This window comes from Streptomyces sp. NPDC002643 (assembly GCF_053592555.1).
The window spans coordinates 59,436-76,880 of sequence record NZ_JBSFVY010000020.1 but is presented as its reverse complement, the minus strand read 5'-3'; the positions used below and the strand labels follow the sequence as shown (position 1 = coordinate 76,880).

General features: G+C 70.7%; 14 protein-coding genes, 1 pseudogene and 1 riboswitch. Of the genes and pseudogenes, 4 read left to right on the top strand and 11 right to left on the bottom strand.

Going from position 1 to position 17,445, the window contains the following annotated elements:
- Positions 1 to 91 precede the first annotated feature (91 nt).
- From ACWD4G_RS28215 to ACWD4G_RS28190, 6 genes and pseudogenes are all read right to left on the bottom strand, one after another.
- Positions 92 to 976, bottom strand: a pseudogene (locus ACWD4G_RS28215) (cobyrinate a,c-diamide synthase); the annotation flags it as partial.
- A 7-nt stretch (positions 977 to 983) separates the two neighbouring features.
- Complete coding sequence (cobO, locus tag ACWD4G_RS28210) at positions 984 to 1,592, bottom strand: cob(I)yrinic acid a,c-diamide adenosyltransferase (protein WP_451298185.1); 609 nt, start codon at positions 1,590 to 1,592, stop codon at positions 984 to 986.
- Positions 1,592 to 3,619, bottom strand: a complete 2,028-nt coding sequence (locus tag ACWD4G_RS28205; RefSeq protein WP_451298183.1) for a putative cobaltochelatase — start codon at positions 3,617 to 3,619, stop codon at positions 1,592 to 1,594. Before ACWD4G_RS28205 ends, cobO begins: the two co-directional genes overlap by 1 nt.
- On the bottom strand, positions 3,616 to 7,299 hold the full coding sequence (cobN, locus tag ACWD4G_RS28200; RefSeq protein ID WP_451298181.1) for a cobaltochelatase subunit CobN: 3,684 nt from the start codon (positions 7,297 to 7,299) through the stop codon (positions 3,616 to 3,618). Before cobN ends, ACWD4G_RS28205 begins: the two co-directional genes overlap by 4 nt.
- Positions 7,296 to 8,876, bottom strand: coding sequence for a cobyric acid synthase (locus ACWD4G_RS28195; protein WP_451298179.1), 1,581 nt, complete (start codon positions 8,874 to 8,876; stop codon positions 7,296 to 7,298). The genes cobN and ACWD4G_RS28195 overlap by 4 nt, the downstream gene beginning before the upstream one ends.
- On the bottom strand, positions 8,873 to 9,925 hold the full coding sequence (locus ACWD4G_RS28190) for a cobalamin biosynthesis protein (RefSeq protein ID WP_451298177.1): 1,053 nt from the start codon (positions 9,923 to 9,925) through the stop codon (positions 8,873 to 8,875). Before ACWD4G_RS28190 ends, ACWD4G_RS28195 begins: the two co-directional genes overlap by 4 nt.
- Before the next feature lie 179 nt (positions 9,926 to 10,104).
- Positions 10,105 to 10,226: riboswitch (cobalamin riboswitch) on the bottom strand.
- 326 nt (positions 10,227 to 10,552) lie between these two features.
- Here ACWD4G_RS28190 and ACWD4G_RS28185 point away from each other — a divergent pair.
- Together ACWD4G_RS28185 and ACWD4G_RS28180 are read left to right on the top strand one after the other, a co-directional pair.
- A complete protein-coding gene (locus ACWD4G_RS28185) occupies positions 10,553 to 10,762 on the top strand; it encodes a DUF397 domain-containing protein (protein ID WP_451298175.1) in 210 nt (69 codons plus the stop codon).
- Positions 10,763 to 10,843: 81 nt separating this feature from the next.
- Entirely contained in the window at positions 10,844 to 11,104 is a 261-nt protein-coding gene (locus ACWD4G_RS28180; RefSeq protein ID WP_451298173.1) for a hypothetical protein, read from the top strand.
- Here ACWD4G_RS28180 and ACWD4G_RS28175 read toward each other — a convergent pair.
- The 5 genes from ACWD4G_RS28175 to ACWD4G_RS28155 form a co-directional block, all read right to left on the bottom strand.
- Positions 11,034 to 11,540 (bottom strand): hypothetical protein, encoded by a 507-nt coding sequence (locus ACWD4G_RS28175; protein WP_451298171.1) that lies wholly within the window; start codon positions 11,538 to 11,540, stop codon positions 11,034 to 11,036. The two genes, ACWD4G_RS28180 and ACWD4G_RS28175, sit on opposite strands and share 71 nt — an antisense overlap.
- A gap of 41 nt (positions 11,541 to 11,581) precedes the next feature.
- On the bottom strand, positions 11,582 to 12,439 hold the full coding sequence (locus ACWD4G_RS28170) for a helix-turn-helix domain-containing protein (RefSeq protein WP_451298169.1): 858 nt from the start codon (positions 12,437 to 12,439) through the stop codon (positions 11,582 to 11,584).
- 245 nt (positions 12,440 to 12,684) lie between these two features.
- On the bottom strand, positions 12,685 to 12,906 hold the full coding sequence (locus ACWD4G_RS28165; RefSeq protein WP_451298167.1) for a hypothetical protein: 222 nt from the start codon (positions 12,904 to 12,906) through the stop codon (positions 12,685 to 12,687).
- 29 nt (positions 12,907 to 12,935) lie between these two features.
- On the bottom strand, positions 12,936 to 14,216 hold the full coding sequence (locus tag ACWD4G_RS28160) for an inorganic phosphate transporter (protein ID WP_451298165.1): 1,281 nt from the start codon (positions 14,214 to 14,216) through the stop codon (positions 12,936 to 12,938).
- 167 nt (positions 14,217 to 14,383) lie between these two features.
- A complete protein-coding gene (locus ACWD4G_RS28155) occupies positions 14,384 to 15,133 on the bottom strand; it encodes a lysozyme (RefSeq protein ID WP_451298163.1) in 750 nt (249 codons plus the stop codon).
- A gap of 196 nt (positions 15,134 to 15,329) precedes the next feature.
- Between ACWD4G_RS28155 and ACWD4G_RS28150 the strand changes: the two genes are divergently transcribed.
- Entirely contained in the window at positions 15,330 to 16,061 is a 732-nt protein-coding gene (locus ACWD4G_RS28150; protein WP_451298161.1) for a class II aldolase/adducin family protein, read from the top strand.
- A gap of 244 nt (positions 16,062 to 16,305) precedes the next feature.
- Positions 16,306 to 17,433 (top strand): alpha/beta hydrolase family protein, encoded by a 1,128-nt coding sequence (locus tag ACWD4G_RS28145; RefSeq protein ID WP_451298159.1) that lies wholly within the window; start codon positions 16,306 to 16,308, stop codon positions 17,431 to 17,433.
- Positions 17,434 to 17,445: the final 12 nt, after the last annotated feature.

Here is a 17,445-nt window from a genome sequence, read left to right as displayed (position 1 = left end):
CCAGCCTGTCCGGTGTGTGTGGTGAAGGCACGGCAGGCCCCCCACCCAGCCCGTCCGGTGTGTGTGGCGAAGGTATGGCAGGCCCCCCACCCAGCCCGTCCGGCGTTTGAGGACGAGGCCGTTCAGGCCGATGGGGGTCTGGGGGCGCAGCCCCCAGGAGCGGGGTCGAAGGGGCGGCAGCCCCTGGGGACGGGACGGGTAGGGGCGGCGGGGGCGAAAAAGCAAGCGCGGCACCCGCATCCCACGCCCCACCCGACACCACCCCCGCCCCCCGAGCCAACCTCAGCAACCCCTCCAGATCACACCCGTCGGAGACGATCGCGGCCATGGACCGCACCGCCTCCACCGCCTCCCCCCGCCGCTCGGCAACCGGCACCAACCCCAAATGCCGAGAAGGCGTATCCACCTGCCGAGCCCGACGCAACACCCCGAACACCGGCACCCCGACCGACTCCAACGCCTCCCGCAACAACTCCTCATGCCGATCCGAAGCCACCTTGTTCAGGATCACGCCCCCGACCCGCACCCCCGCATCCCACGACGCGAACCCATGCACCAACGCCGCCACCGACCGCGACTGAGACGACGCGTCCACGACCAGCACCACCGGCGCCCGCAGCAACTTCGCAACGTGCGCGGTGGACGCCAACTCGCCCTCCCCGGCGGCCCCGTCGAACATCCCCATGACCCCCTCGACCACGGCGATGTCACACCCGCGCGCCCCATGCAGAAACAGCGGAGCGACCAGCTCCGGCCCACACAGATACGCGTCGAGGTTCCGCCCCACCCGCCCGCACGCGAGCGCGTGATACCCGGGATCGATGTAGTCGGGCCCCACCTTGTGCGGAGACACGGCGAGCCCCCGCGCGGCGAACGCGCCCATCAACCCGGTGGCGACGGTGGTCTTCCCACTGCCGGAGGCCGGCGCGGCGACGACCAGCCGAGGAACGGAGGACAAGGAAGAAGACCGAGTCATCGCAGACTCACCACTCGATGCCTCTCTGACCCTTCTGCCCGACGTCCATCGGGTGCTTGACCTTGGACATGTCGGTCACGAGATCCGCGAAGCCGACGAGCTTCTCGGGCGCGTTCCGCCCGGTGATGACCACATGCTGGGTCCCGGGCCGATGACGGAGCACATCGATCACCTCATCGGTGTCGACCCACCCCCAGTGCATCGGATACGCGAACTCGTCCAGCACATACAGCTGATACGTCTCGGCGGCCAGGTCCCGCTTGACCTGCTCCCAGCCCTCCCGAGCCTTCTCCTCGTTGCTGACGTTGTCCCCCTGGAGGTCCCGCTGGACCCAGGACCACCCCTCACCCATCTTGTGCCAGGCGACGGAGCCCCCCTCCCCGGAGTCCCCGAGCACCCGCAGCGCCCGCTCCTCGCCGACCTTCCACTTGGCCGACTTCACGAACTGGAACACCCCGATGGGCCACCCCTGGTTCCAGGCCCGCAGCGCAAGCCCGAAGGCGGCGGTCGACTTACCCTTGCCCACCCCCGTATGCACGACCACCAGCGGCCGGTTACGACGCTGCCGGGTCGTCAACCCGTCGTCCGGCACCACACTCGGCTGCCCCTGAGGCATTACGCGGCCCTCCTCTTCGACCCATTCGACGCACCCTGAACATCCCGTACGAGCCCGGCGATGGAGTCCGCCCGCAACTCGTCCAACGTCACCGCCGTACCGCCCAGCTCACCCGCGAGCCGCGCGGCCAGTCCAAGCCGTACGGGCCCCGACTCACAGTCCACGACCACCGAGGCCACGCCCTCGGCCGCGAACAACCGTGCCGCCCGCCCGGCCATGGCCACCGGCTCGGCCCCGCCCGTGGCCCGCCCATCGGTCACCACGACCACCAGCGGCCGCCGAGCCGCATCCCTCAGCCGCTCCACCCGCAGCACGTCATGCGCCTTGAGCAGCCCGGCGGCGAGCGGCGTACGCCCCCCGGTCGGCAGCGAGTCGAGCCGCGCCGCCGCCGCGTCCACGGACGAGGTCGGCGGCAACGCCACATCCGCCGCCGTCCCCCGGAACGTCACCAGCCCCACCTTGTCCCGCCGCTGATAAGCATCGAGCAGCAGCGAAAGAACCGCCCCCTTCACGGCACTCATCCGCTGCCGAGCGGCCATCGACCCCGAGGCGTCCACGACGAACAGTACGAGGTTGGATTCATGGCCCTCTCGCACCGCTTGCCTGAGATCGTCACGACGCAGGACGAGCCCGGAACCCGTGCGGCCCCGTGCCCGCTGGTGCGGTGCGGCGGCCCGTACGGTCGCGGCGAGATGCAGCTTGGTCAAGGCCCCCCGGGGCCGCCGGGCCCCGGCGGTCCGCCCCTGCTCGGTCCGCGCCCGGGACCGCCGCCCGGCGGCCCCTTCCCCGAGCCCCGGCACACTCAACACCTTCGTACGGAACGGCTCCGCGGCCCGCACGGCGGTCTGCTCCCGCGCCCCGCCGACCTGGGCCTCACCGCCCTCCTCGGCCTCGGGCCGGGCCGCGGTGTCACCGCCCTGCGGCCCCTCGGACGGCGACGGCGGCGCACCACCCCCACCCCCCGGCCCGTCCCCACCGGACCCGCCCCCATCAGGGTCCGGCTCAGGATCGTCGTCCCCGGAGAACTCCTCCAGCGTCTCGTCGAGTTTGTCCTCGTCGAGGCCCGGAGCGTCGAAGGGATTCCGGCGCCGCCGATGAGGCAGCGCCAGCAGGGCCGCCTGCCGCACATCCTCGGCCAGCACCTCGGTCCGCCCGGCCCATGCGGCCAGCGCGGTGGCGGTCCGCGCCATCACGATGTCGGCCCGCATCCCGTCCACCTCGAACGCCGCGCAGGTCGCCGCGATCTGCCGGAGCGCCCCGTCCCCCAGCCGCACCGACGGCAACAACTCCCGCGCCGCCACGATCCGCCGCCGTACGACGGCCTCCTCGTCGGCCCAGCGCGCCGCGAAACCCGCCGGATCGTCGTCGTACGCGAGCCTGCGCCGTACGACCTCCACCCGCTGGTCGGGCTCGCGGGAAGCCGCCACCTCCACGGTCAGCCCGAACCGGTCGAGCAACTGCGGCCGCAGCTCGCCCTCCTCGGGGTTCATGGTCCCGACCAGCAGAAAACGCGCCGCGTGCCGCACGGAAACGCCCTCACGCTCGACGTACGAGGCGCCCATGGCGGCGGCGTCCAGCAGCAGGTCGACCAGATGGTCGTGCAGCAGATTGACCTCGTCGACGTAGAGAATCCCGCGATGCGCGTCGGCGAGCAGCCCCGGCTCGAAGGCCTTGACGCCCTCCGCGAGCGCCCGCTCGATGTCGAGAGCGCCGACGAGCCGGTCCTCGGAGGCACCCACCGGCAGTTCCACCATCCGCGCCGGCCGCGTCTCGAACGCCCCCGGTTCGTGCGGCCCGTCCGGGCACGACGGGTCGGGGGAGTCGGGGTCACAGGAGAACCGGCAGCCGGTCACCACGTCCAGCGCGGGCATCAACGCGGAGAGCGCCCGCACCGCCGTCGACTTGGCGGTGCCCTTCTCACCACGGACCAGCACACCGCCGACGGCCGGGCTGACCGCGTTGAGCAGCAGCGCCAGGCGGAGATCGTCCTGACCGACAACGGCCGTGAACGGAAAGGGAGTCGTCACTGGTCGTCGCCCTCCGAGTCGCCTTCCAAGTCGCCTTCCAGCTCCAGGTAGGTGGCCCGCAGCCGCTCGATCGTGTCGGCGTCCGGCTCCGCCCACAGCCCCCGGTCCGCCGCCTCCAGCAGCCGCTCCGTAATGCCGCGCAGCGCCCAGGGGTTGGACTTCTTCATGAAGTCCCGGTTCTCCGCGTCGAACACGTACTCGGCGCTGAGCTTCTCGTACATCCAGTCGTCCACGACCCCGGCCGTGGCGTCATACCCGAACAGGTAGTCGACGGTCGCCGCCATCTCGAAGGCGCCCTTGTAGCCGTGCCGTCGCATGGCCGCCATCCAGCGCGGATTGACGACCCGCGCCCGGAACACCCGGTGGGTCTCCTCACCCAGCGTCCGTGTCTTCACCTGGTCCGGCGTCGCCGAATCCCCCACATACGCCTCGGGGCTGGCCCCGGTCAGATGCCGCACCATGGCGACCATCCCGCCGTGGTACTGGAAGTAGTCGTCCGCGTCGACGAGATCGTGCTCACGCGTGTCCACGTTCTTCGCGGCGACGGCGATCCGCTTGAACGCGGTCTCCATGTCCCCGCGCGCCGCCCGCCCGTCGAGCCCCCGCCCGTAGGCGTAACCGCCCCACACCGCGTACACCTCGGCGAGATCGGCATCGCTGCGCCAGTTCCGCGCGTCGATGAGCGGCAGCAACCCCGCCCCGTACGCCCCCGGCTTCGACCCGAAGATACGAGCGGTCGCCCGCCGCCGATCCCCATGCTCGGCAGCATCCTCATCCACATGCGCCCGCACGAAGTTGGACACGGCGGGCTCCTCCAACTCGGCCACCGCCCGCACCGCGTCGTCGATCAACCCCACCACATGCGGGAAGGCGTCCCGGAAGAACCCGGAGATACGGACGGTGACGTCGATCCGGGGCCGCCCCAGCTCCTCCAGCGGCACCACCTCGAACCCGGTCACCCGGCGCGAGGCGTCGTCCCACACCGGACGGCACCCCAGCAGCGCCAGGATCTCGGCGATGTCGTCGCCCTGCGTACGCATCGCGGACGTACCCCACACCGTCAACCCGACGGACTTCGGATACTCCCCGGTGTCGGCCAGATACCGCTGCACCAGCGAGTCGGCGAGCGACTGCCCGACCTCCCAACTCAGCCGCGACGGAATGGCCTTGGGGTCGACGGAGTAGAAGTTCCGCCCGGTCGGCAGCACATTGACGAGCCCGCGCGTCGGCGAACCGGACGGCCCCGCCGGCACATACCCGCCGTCCAGCGCCTTGAGGATGTGCCCGATCTCGTCCGTCGTCCGAGCCAGACGCGGCACGACCTCCCGGCACGCGAACTCCAACACCGCGACCCCGTCCGGAAGTTCGGTGCCGAGCACCCCCCGCACCACGGCCGGTACGACCGCGACGTCCCAGTCCCGTGCCTCCATGCCCTCCGCGACCCGCCGACACAGCTGCTCCAGCAGATCGATCGCGTCGGCGGCCGTACGCGACGGCCCCTCGACCAGATCCGTCAACTCCACCGGCACCTTCACCGGCGCCCCGGGCGAGGCCAGCAACTCCTTCTCGACCAGCCCGAAGTGCGTCGCGAGACAGGCACGCAGCCCCGGCAGCGCGTTCGCCTGCCCGCCCCACACCTGCGAGGCACGCAGCACGGCCAGCACCAGATTGACGCGCGGCTCACCGACCGGCCCGCCACCGAGGATGTGCAGGCCGTCGCGGATCTGCACATCCTTGATCTCGCACAGATAGCCGTCGATGTGCATGACGAACTCGTCGAAGTCGTCGTCCCCCGGCTGCTCGTCCACATGCAGGTCGTGATGCAGTTCGGCGGCCTTGACCAGCGTCCAGATCTGCGCCCGCACGGCCGGCGCCTTCCCCGGGTCCAGGTCGGAGACCAGCGCGTACTCGTCCAGCAGCTGCTCCAGCTTCGCCAGATCGCCGTAGGTGTCGGCACGTGCCATCGGCGGTACGAGGTGGTCGACCACTGTGGCGTGCCCGCGCCGCTTGGCCTGGGTGCCCTCACCCGGGTCGTTGACGATGAACGGATAGATCAGCGGCAGCTCCCCGAGCACGGCATCCGGCGCGCACCCCCCGCTGAGCCCCAGCCCCTTGCCCGGCAGCCACTCCATCGTCCCGTGCTTGCCCATGTGCACGATCGCGTCGGCGCCGAACCCCCCCTCCGACGTCGCGGCCTCCAGCCACCGGTACGCCGCCATGTAGTGGTGGGAGGGCGGCATGTCGGGGTCGTGGTAGATCGCGATCGGGTTCTCGCCGAAGCCGCGCGGCGGCTGGATCATCACGACGACGTTCCCGAACTGGAGGGAGGCGAGCACGATGTCGTCCCCGTCGACATACAGCGAGCCGGGCGGTTCCCCCCACGCCTCGGTCATCGCGTCCTTCAACGCCGGGTCGAGCTTGTCGAACCACGCCCGGTAGTCGGCGAGCGGCACCCGAGCCGGGGCGGCGGCCAACTGCTCCTCGGTCAGCCACTCCACATCATGCCCACCGGCCTCGATGAGCCGATGGATCAACTCATCGCCCTCGGAGGGGTGTTCGGTCACCCCGTACCCGGCGTCCTTGAGCGCGTCCAGCACCCGCACCGCCGACGCCGGCGTGTCCAGGCCCACCGCGTTGCCGACCCGCGAGTGCTTGGTCGGGTACGCGGTGAAGACGAGCGCGAGCCGCTTCTCCGCGTTCGCCTTGTGCTTCAACCGGGCGTGCCGTACGGCGATCCCGGCGACCCGCCCGGCCCGCTCGGGATCGGCGACGTACACCGGTACGTCGTCCGGGCCCTGCTCCTTGAAGGAGAACGGCACGGTGATCAGCCGTCCGTCGAACTCCGGGATCGCGACCTGCATCGCCGCGTCCATGGGGGAGAGGGCGGCGTCCGACTCGTCCCAGGCGGCACGGGACGAGGTCAGACAAAGTCCTTGCAGCACAGGCACGTTCAGATCGGCGAGCGCCCCGATGTCCCAGGCCTCCTCGTCCCCACCGGCCGACGCCTGCGAGGCGTGCGTACCGCCGGCGGCGAGCACGGTGGCCACCAGCGCGTCGGCCCGCCCGAGGATCTCGTACAGCCCGGCGTCGGCCCCGCGCAGCGAACCGCAGTACACGGGAAGGGCGTTGGCCCCCCGCGCCTCGACGGCATCGCACAGCGTGTCGACGAAACCGGTGTTCCCGCTCAGCTCATGCGCCCGATAGAAGAGCACACCGATGGTCGGCCGCCCCTCCACGAACGTCCGTTCCCCATGCACCCCGTACTCGGGCATCTTCCGCGGCTCGACGAAGCCCTCACCCGTCAGCAGCACGGTGTCGGAGAGGAACCGCGCCAGCTCGGCGAGGTTGGCGGGCCCGCCCTCGACGAGATACCGCAGCGCCTCCGCCACCACACCCGCCGGCACGGACGACTCGGCCATCAACTCGGCGTCGGGCACGGTCTCACCGCCGAGCAGCACGGTGGGAATCCCGGACGCCTTCAGCCGGGCGAGCCCGTCCTCCCACGCCCGCTTACCGCCCAACAGCCGTACGACGGCGATGTCCGCGCCGTCGAGCAGCGCGGGCAGCTCCTGCTCGACATCGACCCGGGTGGGATTGCCGATCCGGTAGCCGGCACCGGAAGCGGCCCGAGCGGCCAGCAGATCCGTGTCGGCGGTCGACAACAACAACACTGTGCTCATACGGGCGCTCCCGGTGGAATGAAGGGCAGTCCTTGTGGCGCCCCCGACTCGATGAGCCGCCAGAGCGCGTCCGTGTCCGCGTGTTCCTCGATCAGATCGCCGAGCCGGTCCAACTGCTCCTCGCGCAGCGCGGCGAACGACGTGTCGTCGGCCGGCACGAAACGGCGCCCCGCGGCGGACGCCACCTCACGCAGAAACGCGCGCCGGAACCCGTCCGACTCCAACGAACCGTGCCAGTGGGTACCCCAGGTGGCCCCGACCCGGCACCCGTCCAAGAAGGGCTCACCACCGTCGACATCGGTGTCGATCTGGGCGACCCCATGATGGATCTCGTACCCCTCGACCCGCTCCCCGAGGGCCTCCCCGACGGGCCGGGTGAGGGTCTTCTCCCGAGCGAACCGCACCCGGACGGGCAGCACCCCGAGCCCCTCGACCCGCCCCCGCCGACTCTCGACCTCGTCCTCGATGCGCTCCCCGAGCATCTGGAAGCCCCCACAGATCCCGAGCACGGGCAGCCCCTCGGCCACCCTGCGCCTCAGGGCGTCCGCGAGCCCGCGCTCCCGCAGCCACTCCAGCGCCCGTACGGTCCCTCGCGTGCCGGGGATGACGACGAGGTCGGCGTCGGCCAGTTCCTCCGGCCGGTCCACGAACCGCACGACGACACCGGGTTCGGCGGCCAGCGCGTCCACATCGGTGAAGTTGGACATGAGGGGGACGGCACAGACGGCGACCCGCAGCACATCCTCCCCGACGGGCGGCGCGACATTCGACTCCCGGACGGTCCCGCGCAGCGAAACCCTCAGCCCGTCCTCCTCGTCGATACCGAGCCCGTGCCGGAACGGCAGCACACCGTACGTACGCCGCCCCGTGAGGCCGTGCAGCATGTCGAGGCCGGGCTCCAACAACCCGACGTCCCCCCGGAACTTGTTGACGAGGAACCCGGCGACGAGCGCCTGGTCCTCGGGCGAGAGCAGCGCCACGGTGCCGAAGAACGAGGCGAAGACGCCGCCACGGTCGATGTCACCGACGACCAGCACGGGCAGCCCGGCATTCCGGGCGATCCCCATGTTCACGATGTCGGTCCGCCGGAGGTTGATCTCAGCCGGACTCCCGGCCCCCTCACAGATCACCGCGTCATAAGTGCCCCGCAACTCGGCGAGACACTCCAACACGGTCCCGAGCAGCCGCTGCTGCCGGCCCCCGTGCAGCCTTTTCCCGGGGGACACCGCACCTGATTGCGGCTGCGCCGCGGGCCCAGACCCCCCGAAGAAGCCCTTCGCACTCATCTCCCCAACGGGCTTGCCCAGCAGCACGACCTGACTGCTCCGCTCCCCACCGGGCTTGAGCAACACGGGATTCATCAACGCCGTCGGCTCGACCCGACAGGCCTGAGCCTGCATGGCCTGGGCCCGCCCGATCTCGGCACCTTCACGCGTGACGAACGAATTCAGGGACATGTTCTGAGCCTTGAACGGCGCGACCTTCACGCCCTGCCGCACCAGCCACCGACAGATCCCGGCGGTGACCACACTCTTCCCGGCATCGGAGGTGGTCCCAGCAATGAGGAGCCCGCTCACGAAGTCCCCCTCGACCACTGTGGGCAATCGTTCCGCAGGGCGATGGGGGTCCCCCCGGTCGAGCGAAGCCGAGAGTGGGGGAGGGTGGGCACAGCCTGCAGCGCCGGGCGCCCCATCACCCGGTCCCGCAGCACCGCCACCCCCGCACTCACCCCCAACGCCAGCCACCCCACCCGCCGCGAAAGCCGCACAGCCCGCTCGATATCCCCAACCCCCACAGCCCGCCCCTCCCCATTCAGCACAGGCCGATGCTCCACCCGCCCCCCATACGACAACGTCCCCCCGAGCCGCACCCCCAAGGCCCCCGCGAACGACGCCTCCACAGGCCCGGCATTGGGACTGGGATGCTTGCCGGCATCGGCCCGCCAAGCCCGCACGGCCCCCCGGGCATCCCCCCCACCCACCGCGGCCAACACCGCCGTGAGCCGCGCCCCCGGCCACCCCACGACATCATCCAGCCGAGCCGAAGCCCACCCATACCGCCGATACCGCTCGGACTTGTGACCAACCATGGCGTCAAGGGTGTTGACGGCCCGAAACCCCACAAGCCCGGGCACCCCTCCGACGGCCCCCCACACCAGCGCCCCCACGACGGCGTCGGAGGTGTTCTCGGCGACGGACTCGACAACGGCCCGGGCGATCCCATCGGCGTCGAGGGCCTGGGGATCACGCCCGCACAGATGCGGCAGCCGCTCCCGCGCCGCCTCGACATCCCCGGCTTCGAGCGCCCGCCCGATGCCCCGGGCCTCCCGCGCGAGGGAAGTCCCCCCGACGACAGCCCAGGTGGCGCCGCCGGTCAACGCGACGGAGGCGACGGACGACCGGCGCACACCGCGCGCGGCGACGGCGCCCAGCGCAACCGCGGCACCAGCGCACACGGCGGTGTGCAACGCGCCCCACCCACGGTGGTCCCGCCACAACACCCGCTCCACAGCGGCGGCGCCCCGCCCGAACGCGGCGACCGGATGCCCCCGGCGAGGATCGCCGAGCAGCAGATCACCGAGGAGTCCGGCGGCGGCGCCGTACGCGAACACGCGATCGGCACGCATGGATTCAGCAGCCGATCGGAAGGCCGGACCGGAACCAGAACCGGAACCCGAATCGGAGCCGGGAGACGAAACTCGACCGGCTCGACCCACCCGACCCACCAAACCCACTCAACCGACTCAACTGGCCCGATCGGCAGCCGCGCATGGCGATATGTCCTCACTCAGGGTGTCCACGCCCTGGTTCGACGAGACCGACGGCGAGAGTTCCTGGCTCCCGGGGAAGACCGTTCCCCGGTGACAGTGGCGGGACCGCGCCGGACTCGCACCGGCTTCCTCTCCTGCCGTCGTACATGGCCCCGGCAGTCCACCACGCCCCCGGAAGAGCCGTCAACTTGCTCTTGACCTGCGACGCAGCGGTGTGCTGAGCCCCACACCGCTGAAATATCGTCAGACGCGCTAATCGGCGGTTTCTCTACTCTTTCCCGACGCCCGGGATGGGAACACTGAAGGGAACGGCAGTACGAAAGCTGAGCGCCGACGAGCGGCATTGGGTGATTCGTTGCGGGGAGACGAACCTGGTGTGGCCGGGGCTCCCGCCGCCGGAGGGCGCCGGGCGCACACGGCGCTCGGGTCGTCACGACGGACGCCGTGTCGGGGCGCTGACTCTTGGGTGCGAAGGAGGTCGGTGTGGTCGGCAGGGAGTCGTCGGAGCGGGTGTGGGTCAAGAGCAGTCATTCCGGCAATCAGGGTGGGGAATGTCTTGAGTTGGCCGTTGAGGGAGCGCGGGTGCTGGTCCGTGACTCGAAGTCGAGCCAAGACGCTCTGCTCACCTTCCGTTACGCGGCGTGGTGTGGTTTTCTGGCGGGGCTTGTGGACCCGGGAGCGGGCGGCTCCTGATGATCCGCCCGGGGGACGGGAGGTACGCACATGGGAGACCGACCAAGGAGTTCTTCCTCGGAGCGCGCGGGGAAGCCCAGCATGAGGGCGACGCGTATCGCCGCCGCTGCTCCACTGGCGCTCTACTGCTCGGTGGCGGGAGTGCTGGCCGTCGGGGCCGGTGCCCTGGCCGCGCTGCTGGTGCCGTCCGGTGAGGCCCGGGCCCTGGTCTGGCTGGTGGTGACCGTGCTGGTGGCCGGCGGAGCCGGACTGTGGTGGGGTATCACCCCGGTCACTGAGCGGCTCCGGGTTCTGAACCGGGCCCTGGTGCCGGCTCAGCCCCGGAGGTCGCAGCGCCATTGACGGGAGTGGTCGGCGCGTCCCCGGAGCGGTGACGCAGTGCGCTGCCCAGTCCCGCGCCGAGCGCGGTGACGAGGGCCGCCCCGAGTGCGCCGATCACGACCGTGGCGAGCGGTGTCCCGGCCATGAAGGTCACACTGGGGGCGACGCGTGCCGCCGCCGCGATGCTGAACAGCAGGACGCTGCCGCATGCCGTGCCCAGCAGCAGCCGCGTCGACAGCAGCCGTATCTCCCCGTCCACTCTGGCGTTCTCCACCCGGATCAGGGAGTCGGCCCAGTCGGACTGCTGCATGGCGTACGCCTTGAGGGCGTGGTCGTCGATGGGAGGCGGACCTTCCTCCTCCGTGGAACCGGGAGGGACTCCGGACGCTTCGCCTGCCGGAACGACGCGGGCCGCGCGGAGCCCGCGCCACCACTCTCGTAACCCGAAGACCGCCATGGGTCCTCCCCCGAATCCGCCCGGGCCGTCCCGTCCCGGGATCAGTTGTGTTCCAGACTCTCCTTGATCGAGTCGATCAGCTCGATCATCGCCTCGCCGTGGACGGCGAGGCCGCTGATCTCCTCGAAGCACTCCTGGTAGCGGGCCATGAGGCCGTGGTCCTCCCGGCTGGTGAGCCCGCCGTGCGGACTTTCCAGATACAGCAGGTCGTCGTCGTCCTTGAAGCCCAGCAGGATGAACGTGGCGGTGATGCTGAAGTGCGCTCCCGCCGAGAAGGGAAGCACCTGAAGGTTCACCCGGGGGTGGTCCATCAGGGTCTTGAGATGGTCCAGTTGGCGACGGAGCACCGAGGGGCCGCCAATGGCCCGCCGGATGGCCGCCTCGTCGAGGACGACGTTCACATACGGTCCCTCGTCGCCGTCGAAGTAGCGCTCCTGACGGGTCGCGCGGAGTTCGATCTGCCCTCGCAGGGCCGGGCCCGGGTCGCCGGTGGAGATGACCGCCGCCGCGTAGTCCTCGATCTGCAGCAGCCCCGGCAGCAGGATCGGGTTGTACATGCGGATGCTGTTCGCGGCGCCCTCGTACCCGAGGTACCGGGCGTACTGGTTGGACACCACCTCGCTGTACGGCGCCCACCAGGAGGTGCCCTTGGAGCCCCTGGCCGCGTCCTCCAGTTCGGCGACCAGGACGGGGTCCGAGACGCCGTACTCCTGGAGCAGGGCCCGTAGATCCGTGACGCTCACGCTGACAATGCCGTTCTCGATCCTGATGAGTTTTGAGAGCGACCATTCCAGGCCATTCGCGGCGTCCTGCTGGGTCAGTCCGGCTTGCTCGCGGGCTTTCCGCAGCTCGATTCGCAGCCTGCGTCGATTCAGACTCGGATCGATGTCCCTGGCCATGATGCTCCCTGCCACATGTCGTCATTGACTCGTCAGGCGGCCACCCTCATAGAGCAACTGTCCAACCAGAGTAGGGCAGTTGAGCACGGGCGGCCAGCCGTCGTCAGTATGACATGTGGCTTTCCGGCAGGGTCGTTGTGCTGCTCCGAATGCGAAGAAAACCCCCGTAAGCGTCACAAAGCGCCTACGGGGGTTGAATCTGGAGTTGTCGGTGTGACGGCCCGTGAGCCGAGGGATTTCCGATCTCAGGCCATGATCAGAGAAATTCCGTACGCCACCGCCGTCGCGCACAGCGCGAAGCACACGTACGCCCCCGCGGTCGCAAGCGCCACCGAGTCGCCTCGCGTTGACGCCTCCTCCCGCTTGGAGAGCCCGACGATCCCGAGCGTGAAGAGGCCCACGAGGGCCACGGTGACCACGAGGCTGACTCCGAAGACGGAGCCCAGGGCTGCCCAGTCGATGTGCATGGTGAATCTTCCTCGGGAGGCGTGGGGGGTCAGGCGGCGGGCGTGGGTGTCGACGGGCTCGCGGGGGTCCCCACGGGAGCCGTCGTCGCGGAGATTGTCGCGGTCAGCTCCTCGGCGGTGAGACCACCGGTCGCCGACGGCGTCACCGTCGCGTCCGCGGCCGTCACCGTCGCGGGCGTCACCGTCACCGCGCCGGAGGACTCCCCGGCGTCGCTGTCGTTGACGTTCGTGTGATCCACGACCTCCCGTCGCGAGACCACCCAGATCGCCGCGCTGGACGCCACCAGGAATACCGCCACGAGGGATGTCCCCGCCGTGCCGAAGGACGTCACCCACTCGGCGAGCGCGGCGACGAGCGCGGCGGCCGGGAGGGTCAGCCCCCAGGCGACGAACATCCGGGTCGCGGTGGACCAGCGGACCACACCGCCCTTGCGGCCGAGCCCGGCGCCCATCACCGAACCCGAGACGGAGTGCGTGGTGGAGAGCGAGAAGCCCAGGTGGGACGAGGCGAGGATCACCGTCGCGGCGCTGGTCTGCGCGGCGAAGCCCTGCTGCGGCTGGAGATCGGTCAGCCCCTTGCCCATCGTGCGGATGATCCGCCACCCGCCCAGATAGGTGCCGAGCGCGATGGCCGTTCCGGCGGAGACGATGACCCACACCGGCGGGTCGGAGTCGGGCGCGAGGGCGCCGCCGGCGACCAGGGCGAGGGTGATGATGCCCATCGTCTTCTGGGCGTCGTTCGTGCCGTGGGCCAGTGAGACCAGGCCCGCGGAGGCGATCTGCCCGGCCCGGTAGCCCTTGCCCGACGCCTTCTCGCTGGTGTGCTGCCCCAGCCTGTACGTCAGCCGGGTGGCGAACATCGCCGCGACACCGGCGACCAGCGGGGCGGCGACGGCCGGGATCAGCACCTTGGTGACGAGCACGTCACCGTGCACCGCGCCCAGGCCGGCCGAGGCGATCGTGGCACCGATCAGACCGCCCATCAGGGCGTGCGACGAACTGGAGGGGAGTCCCACGAGCCAGGTCAGCAGGTTCCAGAGGATGGCGCCGACGAGCGCCGCGAATATCACCTCGGGTTGGATGCCGGACTCGTCGACGAGCCCTTTCGAGATCGTGTTGGCGACCTCGATGGAGAGGAAGGCGCCGACAAGGTTGAGCACGGCGGACATGGCCACCGCGACCTTGGGCTTCATCGCGCCGGTCGAGATGGTGGTGGCCATCGCGTTGGCGGTGTCGTGGAAACCGTTCGTAAAATCGAACACGAGCGCGGTGATCACCACGATCGCGAGGATCAGCGAGAAGTTTTCCATTTACCCGGGCTTCTTTTGGACGTCAGTGGTGCGTTGACGGTAAGTAGCCTGGGTGAACGGAAGATGAACGCAGGCGGGCATATGGGTGTAGTGGTGGCGGGGTCGCCGTTCCGCTTGCGTCGACGCGCGGGCCGGCGCCCGGGGAACGGCGCCCCGGAGCGTTCGAATCAGCCCCTGGCGAACTCCTTCAGCCGGGACGTGGACCCGTTGAAGAGGTTCTGATCCCCCGGCAGGCTGCCGCTGCCGTTGTCGTACTGCCAGATCGTCCAGAACTTCCATCCGGCCGGAAGCTCACCCGCTCCTGCGGAGTTGTACCGGGCCAGCCACAGTGCGTGATTGCCGCCGAACGCCTTGCTGTTGCCGGTGCACGTCTTCCACCAGTGGGTGGTCGTGTAGATCACCGGGCGGCGGCCGGTGAGGCGCTTGACCTCGTCGCTGAAGGACCTGATCCAGCCGACCATCCTGCTGTTGCTGAGCCCGTAGCACTTCTTCTTCTTGTCGTACGGGTTGTACTCGATGTCGAGCGCCGGCGGCAGCGTCCAGCCGTCCGACCGCCAGCCCCCGCCGTTGCGCACGAAGTACGCGGCCTGGGCCCTGCCGGAGGACTTGTTCGGCAGCGCGAAGTGGTAGGCGCCCCGGACCAGACCCGCGTCACGCGAGCCGTCGTACTGCTGGCCGAAATAGGGGTTGCGGTAGGTGGTGGACTCGGTCGCCTTGACGTAGACGAACCTGGCGCCCTTCTTCTTGGCGCCGGTCCAGTTGACGCTCTTCTGGTGCGAGGAGACGTCGTGCCCCTTGGGCCGGGACGCGGCCGAGACGGGGATCTCCACGAGCGCGGTTCCCCCCAGGGTCAGTGCGGCCACCGAGACCGCGACCATGCGGTGGTGGCGACGGGACGGTTTGTGGTCACAGGCCATGTTTCCCCCCGGAATGGCGACGTGTGCTGCGAAACATCCGGAGGCTACTGGAAGATCACCGCATGCCGATCAATCACCGGCCAATCACCGTCAAGGGCGATCTGTAGGCATATGAACCCTTTCGGAGCCGCGAATTCCGCCCTACAGTGCGGCCGCCCCCACCCCGCCCCCACGGCCCGCCTGGCAGGATCACCGCATGGTTGAGCAGCGGTGGAACGCCCGGGGCCGGCGGGGCGAGAGCGGGCGATCACAGGACGCGCGGGAGACCCGGGAGCGGGAGACACCGGACGACATCGCCCGGGCATGGGACGAACTCGTCGCGACGGCCCGCCGGACGGTGACCGACGGACTGGTCGTCGGAACCTCCGGCAACGTCTCGGTACGCGTCGGGGACACCGTCCTGGTCACACCGACGGGAATTCCGTACGACCGCCTCACCCCCGACGACGTCACGGGCGTCGACCTCGCCGGCCACCAGGTCCTCGGCACGCTCCGCCCGACGAGCGAACTCCCCATGCACCTCGCGATCTACGACCGGACCGGCGCCGGCGCCGTCGTCCACACCCACGCCGTCCACGCGACCGCCGTCTCCACGCTCGTACGGGAGCTGCCGCTGATCCACTACATGGCCGCGGCCATGGGCGGCCCCGTCCGAGTCGCCGCCTACGCGACCTACGGCACCCAAGAGTTGGCCGAGAACATGCTCCGCGCCCTGACGGACCGCACAGCATGCCTCCTGCAGAACCACGGCACGATCACATACGGAAACACCCTCTCCGAAGCCTTCGACCGCACGGCCCAGCTGGAATGGATGTGCCAGGTCTGGCTCACCGCGTCATCGCTCCCGGGCCACTCCCCGACCCTGCTTACCCCGGAACAGCTGACAGAGGTGGGAGCACACCTCAAGGGCTACGGCCAGCCGAAGTAGAGGCCGTTGGGCAAGCCCGGCCCCACAGCCCCACATCACCGGTGGGTCGGTCCTGGCCGGTGGTGCCCGGATCACCCGCAGTCCCGTCGCCGCGGTCGTGCCGGTCGATCCGTGCGGCGCCCGCCGGTCATCCCCGGCGGGCGCCCGGCGGCACGGGATCATCCCGCCCCGGTCACCCGTGCCCCGGTCACCCCCCGGCTCCGGCCCACTGGCTGGACGTGGGGTGGGCCGGGAGACTGGGTGGGTGCGTGGAGTCGGAGCAGCAGTGGTCGGCGTCGGTGTCGCGGTCGCGGCCGGCGCGGTGAGCGTCGCGGTGGGCCGCCTGGCCAGCGACGCCGCGCTGAAGGCGCCCCCGGGCCGCCCGCTGCCCACCGAACCCCGGCTCACCGTGCACTCCACGGCCGCCGGACGCGTCGCCCTGACCCGCGCCTTCGCCTCCCAGCGCCCCGGCGTCTACGGCCTCACCGGCGCATCCGCCCACGCCGTCGTCGGCAACGTCCTCAACGGCGCCTCCCAGGCCCCCGACACCGTCGTACGCCGCCTGGAACGCGTCACCCACGGCACCCTGGAGCCCGGCGACAAGGTCTGGCTCACCCCCAACACCCACACCGGCGACCCCCGCACCGCCCTCGGCCTCGACCACACCGACATCGGCATCCCCGGCGAACTCGGCAGCCTCCCCGCCTGGTTCGTCCCCGCGCCCCGCGACACCTGGGTGATCACCGTGCACGGCCTCGGCGCCACCCGCGAACACCCCATGAACGTCATGGAGTTCCTGCACCGCCACCGCTTCCCGGTGCTCGACCTCGCCTACCGGGGCGACCCCGGCGCCCCCCGCTCCCCGGACGGCCTGAACCACCTCGGCGAGACCGAGTGGCGCGACGTGGACGCGGCCATCCGCCACGCCGTACGCCACGGCGCGGGCAGGGTCGTCCTGCACGGCTGGTCCACCGGCGCCACCATGGCCCTGCGCGCTGCCACGCTCTCCCCTCTGCGCGACCGCGTCGCCGGACTCGTCCTGGACTCGCCCGTCCTCGACTGGACCGCCACCCTGCGCGCCCTCGCCGCCGCCCGCCGCACCCCGGGCGCCCTGCTGCCCCTCGCGGTCCGCGCCGCCCAGGGCCGTACGGGACTGCGCGGCGACCGCTCCACGGCCGTCACCGTCCCGCCCCGGCTCAGGGCCCCGGTCCTCATCTTCCACGGCCCCGACGACACCGTCGCCCCCTGGACCGCCTCCCGCCACCTCGCCGCCCACCACCCCGACCGCGTCACCCTCCACACCGTCCGCCAGGCCCCCCACGCCGCCATGTGGAACGCCGACCCCGCCACCTACGAAGAGACCCTCCGCCGCTTCCTGACCCCGCTGATGTAGCCGGCGGCTCGC

Coding starts and splice junctions, on each gene's coding strand:
- cobO (WP_451298185.1), bottom strand. CDS start 1,592: ATGCCTCAGGGGCAGCCGAGTGTGGTGCCGGACGACGGGTTGACGACC.
- cobN (WP_451298181.1), bottom strand. CDS start 7,299: ATGAGCACAGTGTTGTTGTTGTCGACCGCCGACACGGATCTGCTGGCC.
- ACWD4G_RS28190 (WP_451298177.1), bottom strand. CDS start 9,925: ATGCGTGCCGATCGCGTGTTCGCGTACGGCGCCGCCGCCGGACTCCTC.
- ACWD4G_RS28180 (WP_451298173.1), top strand. CDS start 10,844: ATGAGGGCGACGCGTATCGCCGCCGCTGCTCCACTGGCGCTCTACTGC.
- ACWD4G_RS28175 (WP_451298171.1), bottom strand. CDS start 11,540: ATGGCGGTCTTCGGGTTACGAGAGTGGTGGCGCGGGCTCCGCGCGGCC.
- ACWD4G_RS28170 (WP_451298169.1), bottom strand. CDS start 12,439: ATGGCCAGGGACATCGATCCGAGTCTGAATCGACGCAGGCTGCGAATC.
- ACWD4G_RS28165 (WP_451298167.1), bottom strand. CDS start 12,906: ATGCACATCGACTGGGCAGCCCTGGGCTCCGTCTTCGGAGTCAGCCTC.
- ACWD4G_RS28160 (WP_451298165.1), bottom strand. CDS start 14,216: ATGGAAAACTTCTCGCTGATCCTCGCGATCGTGGTGATCACCGCGCTC.
- ACWD4G_RS28155 (WP_451298163.1), bottom strand. CDS start 15,133: ATGGCCTGTGACCACAAACCGTCCCGTCGCCACCACCGCATGGTCGCG.
- ACWD4G_RS28150 (WP_451298161.1), top strand. CDS start 15,330: ATGGTTGAGCAGCGGTGGAACGCCCGGGGCCGGCGGGGCGAGAGCGGG.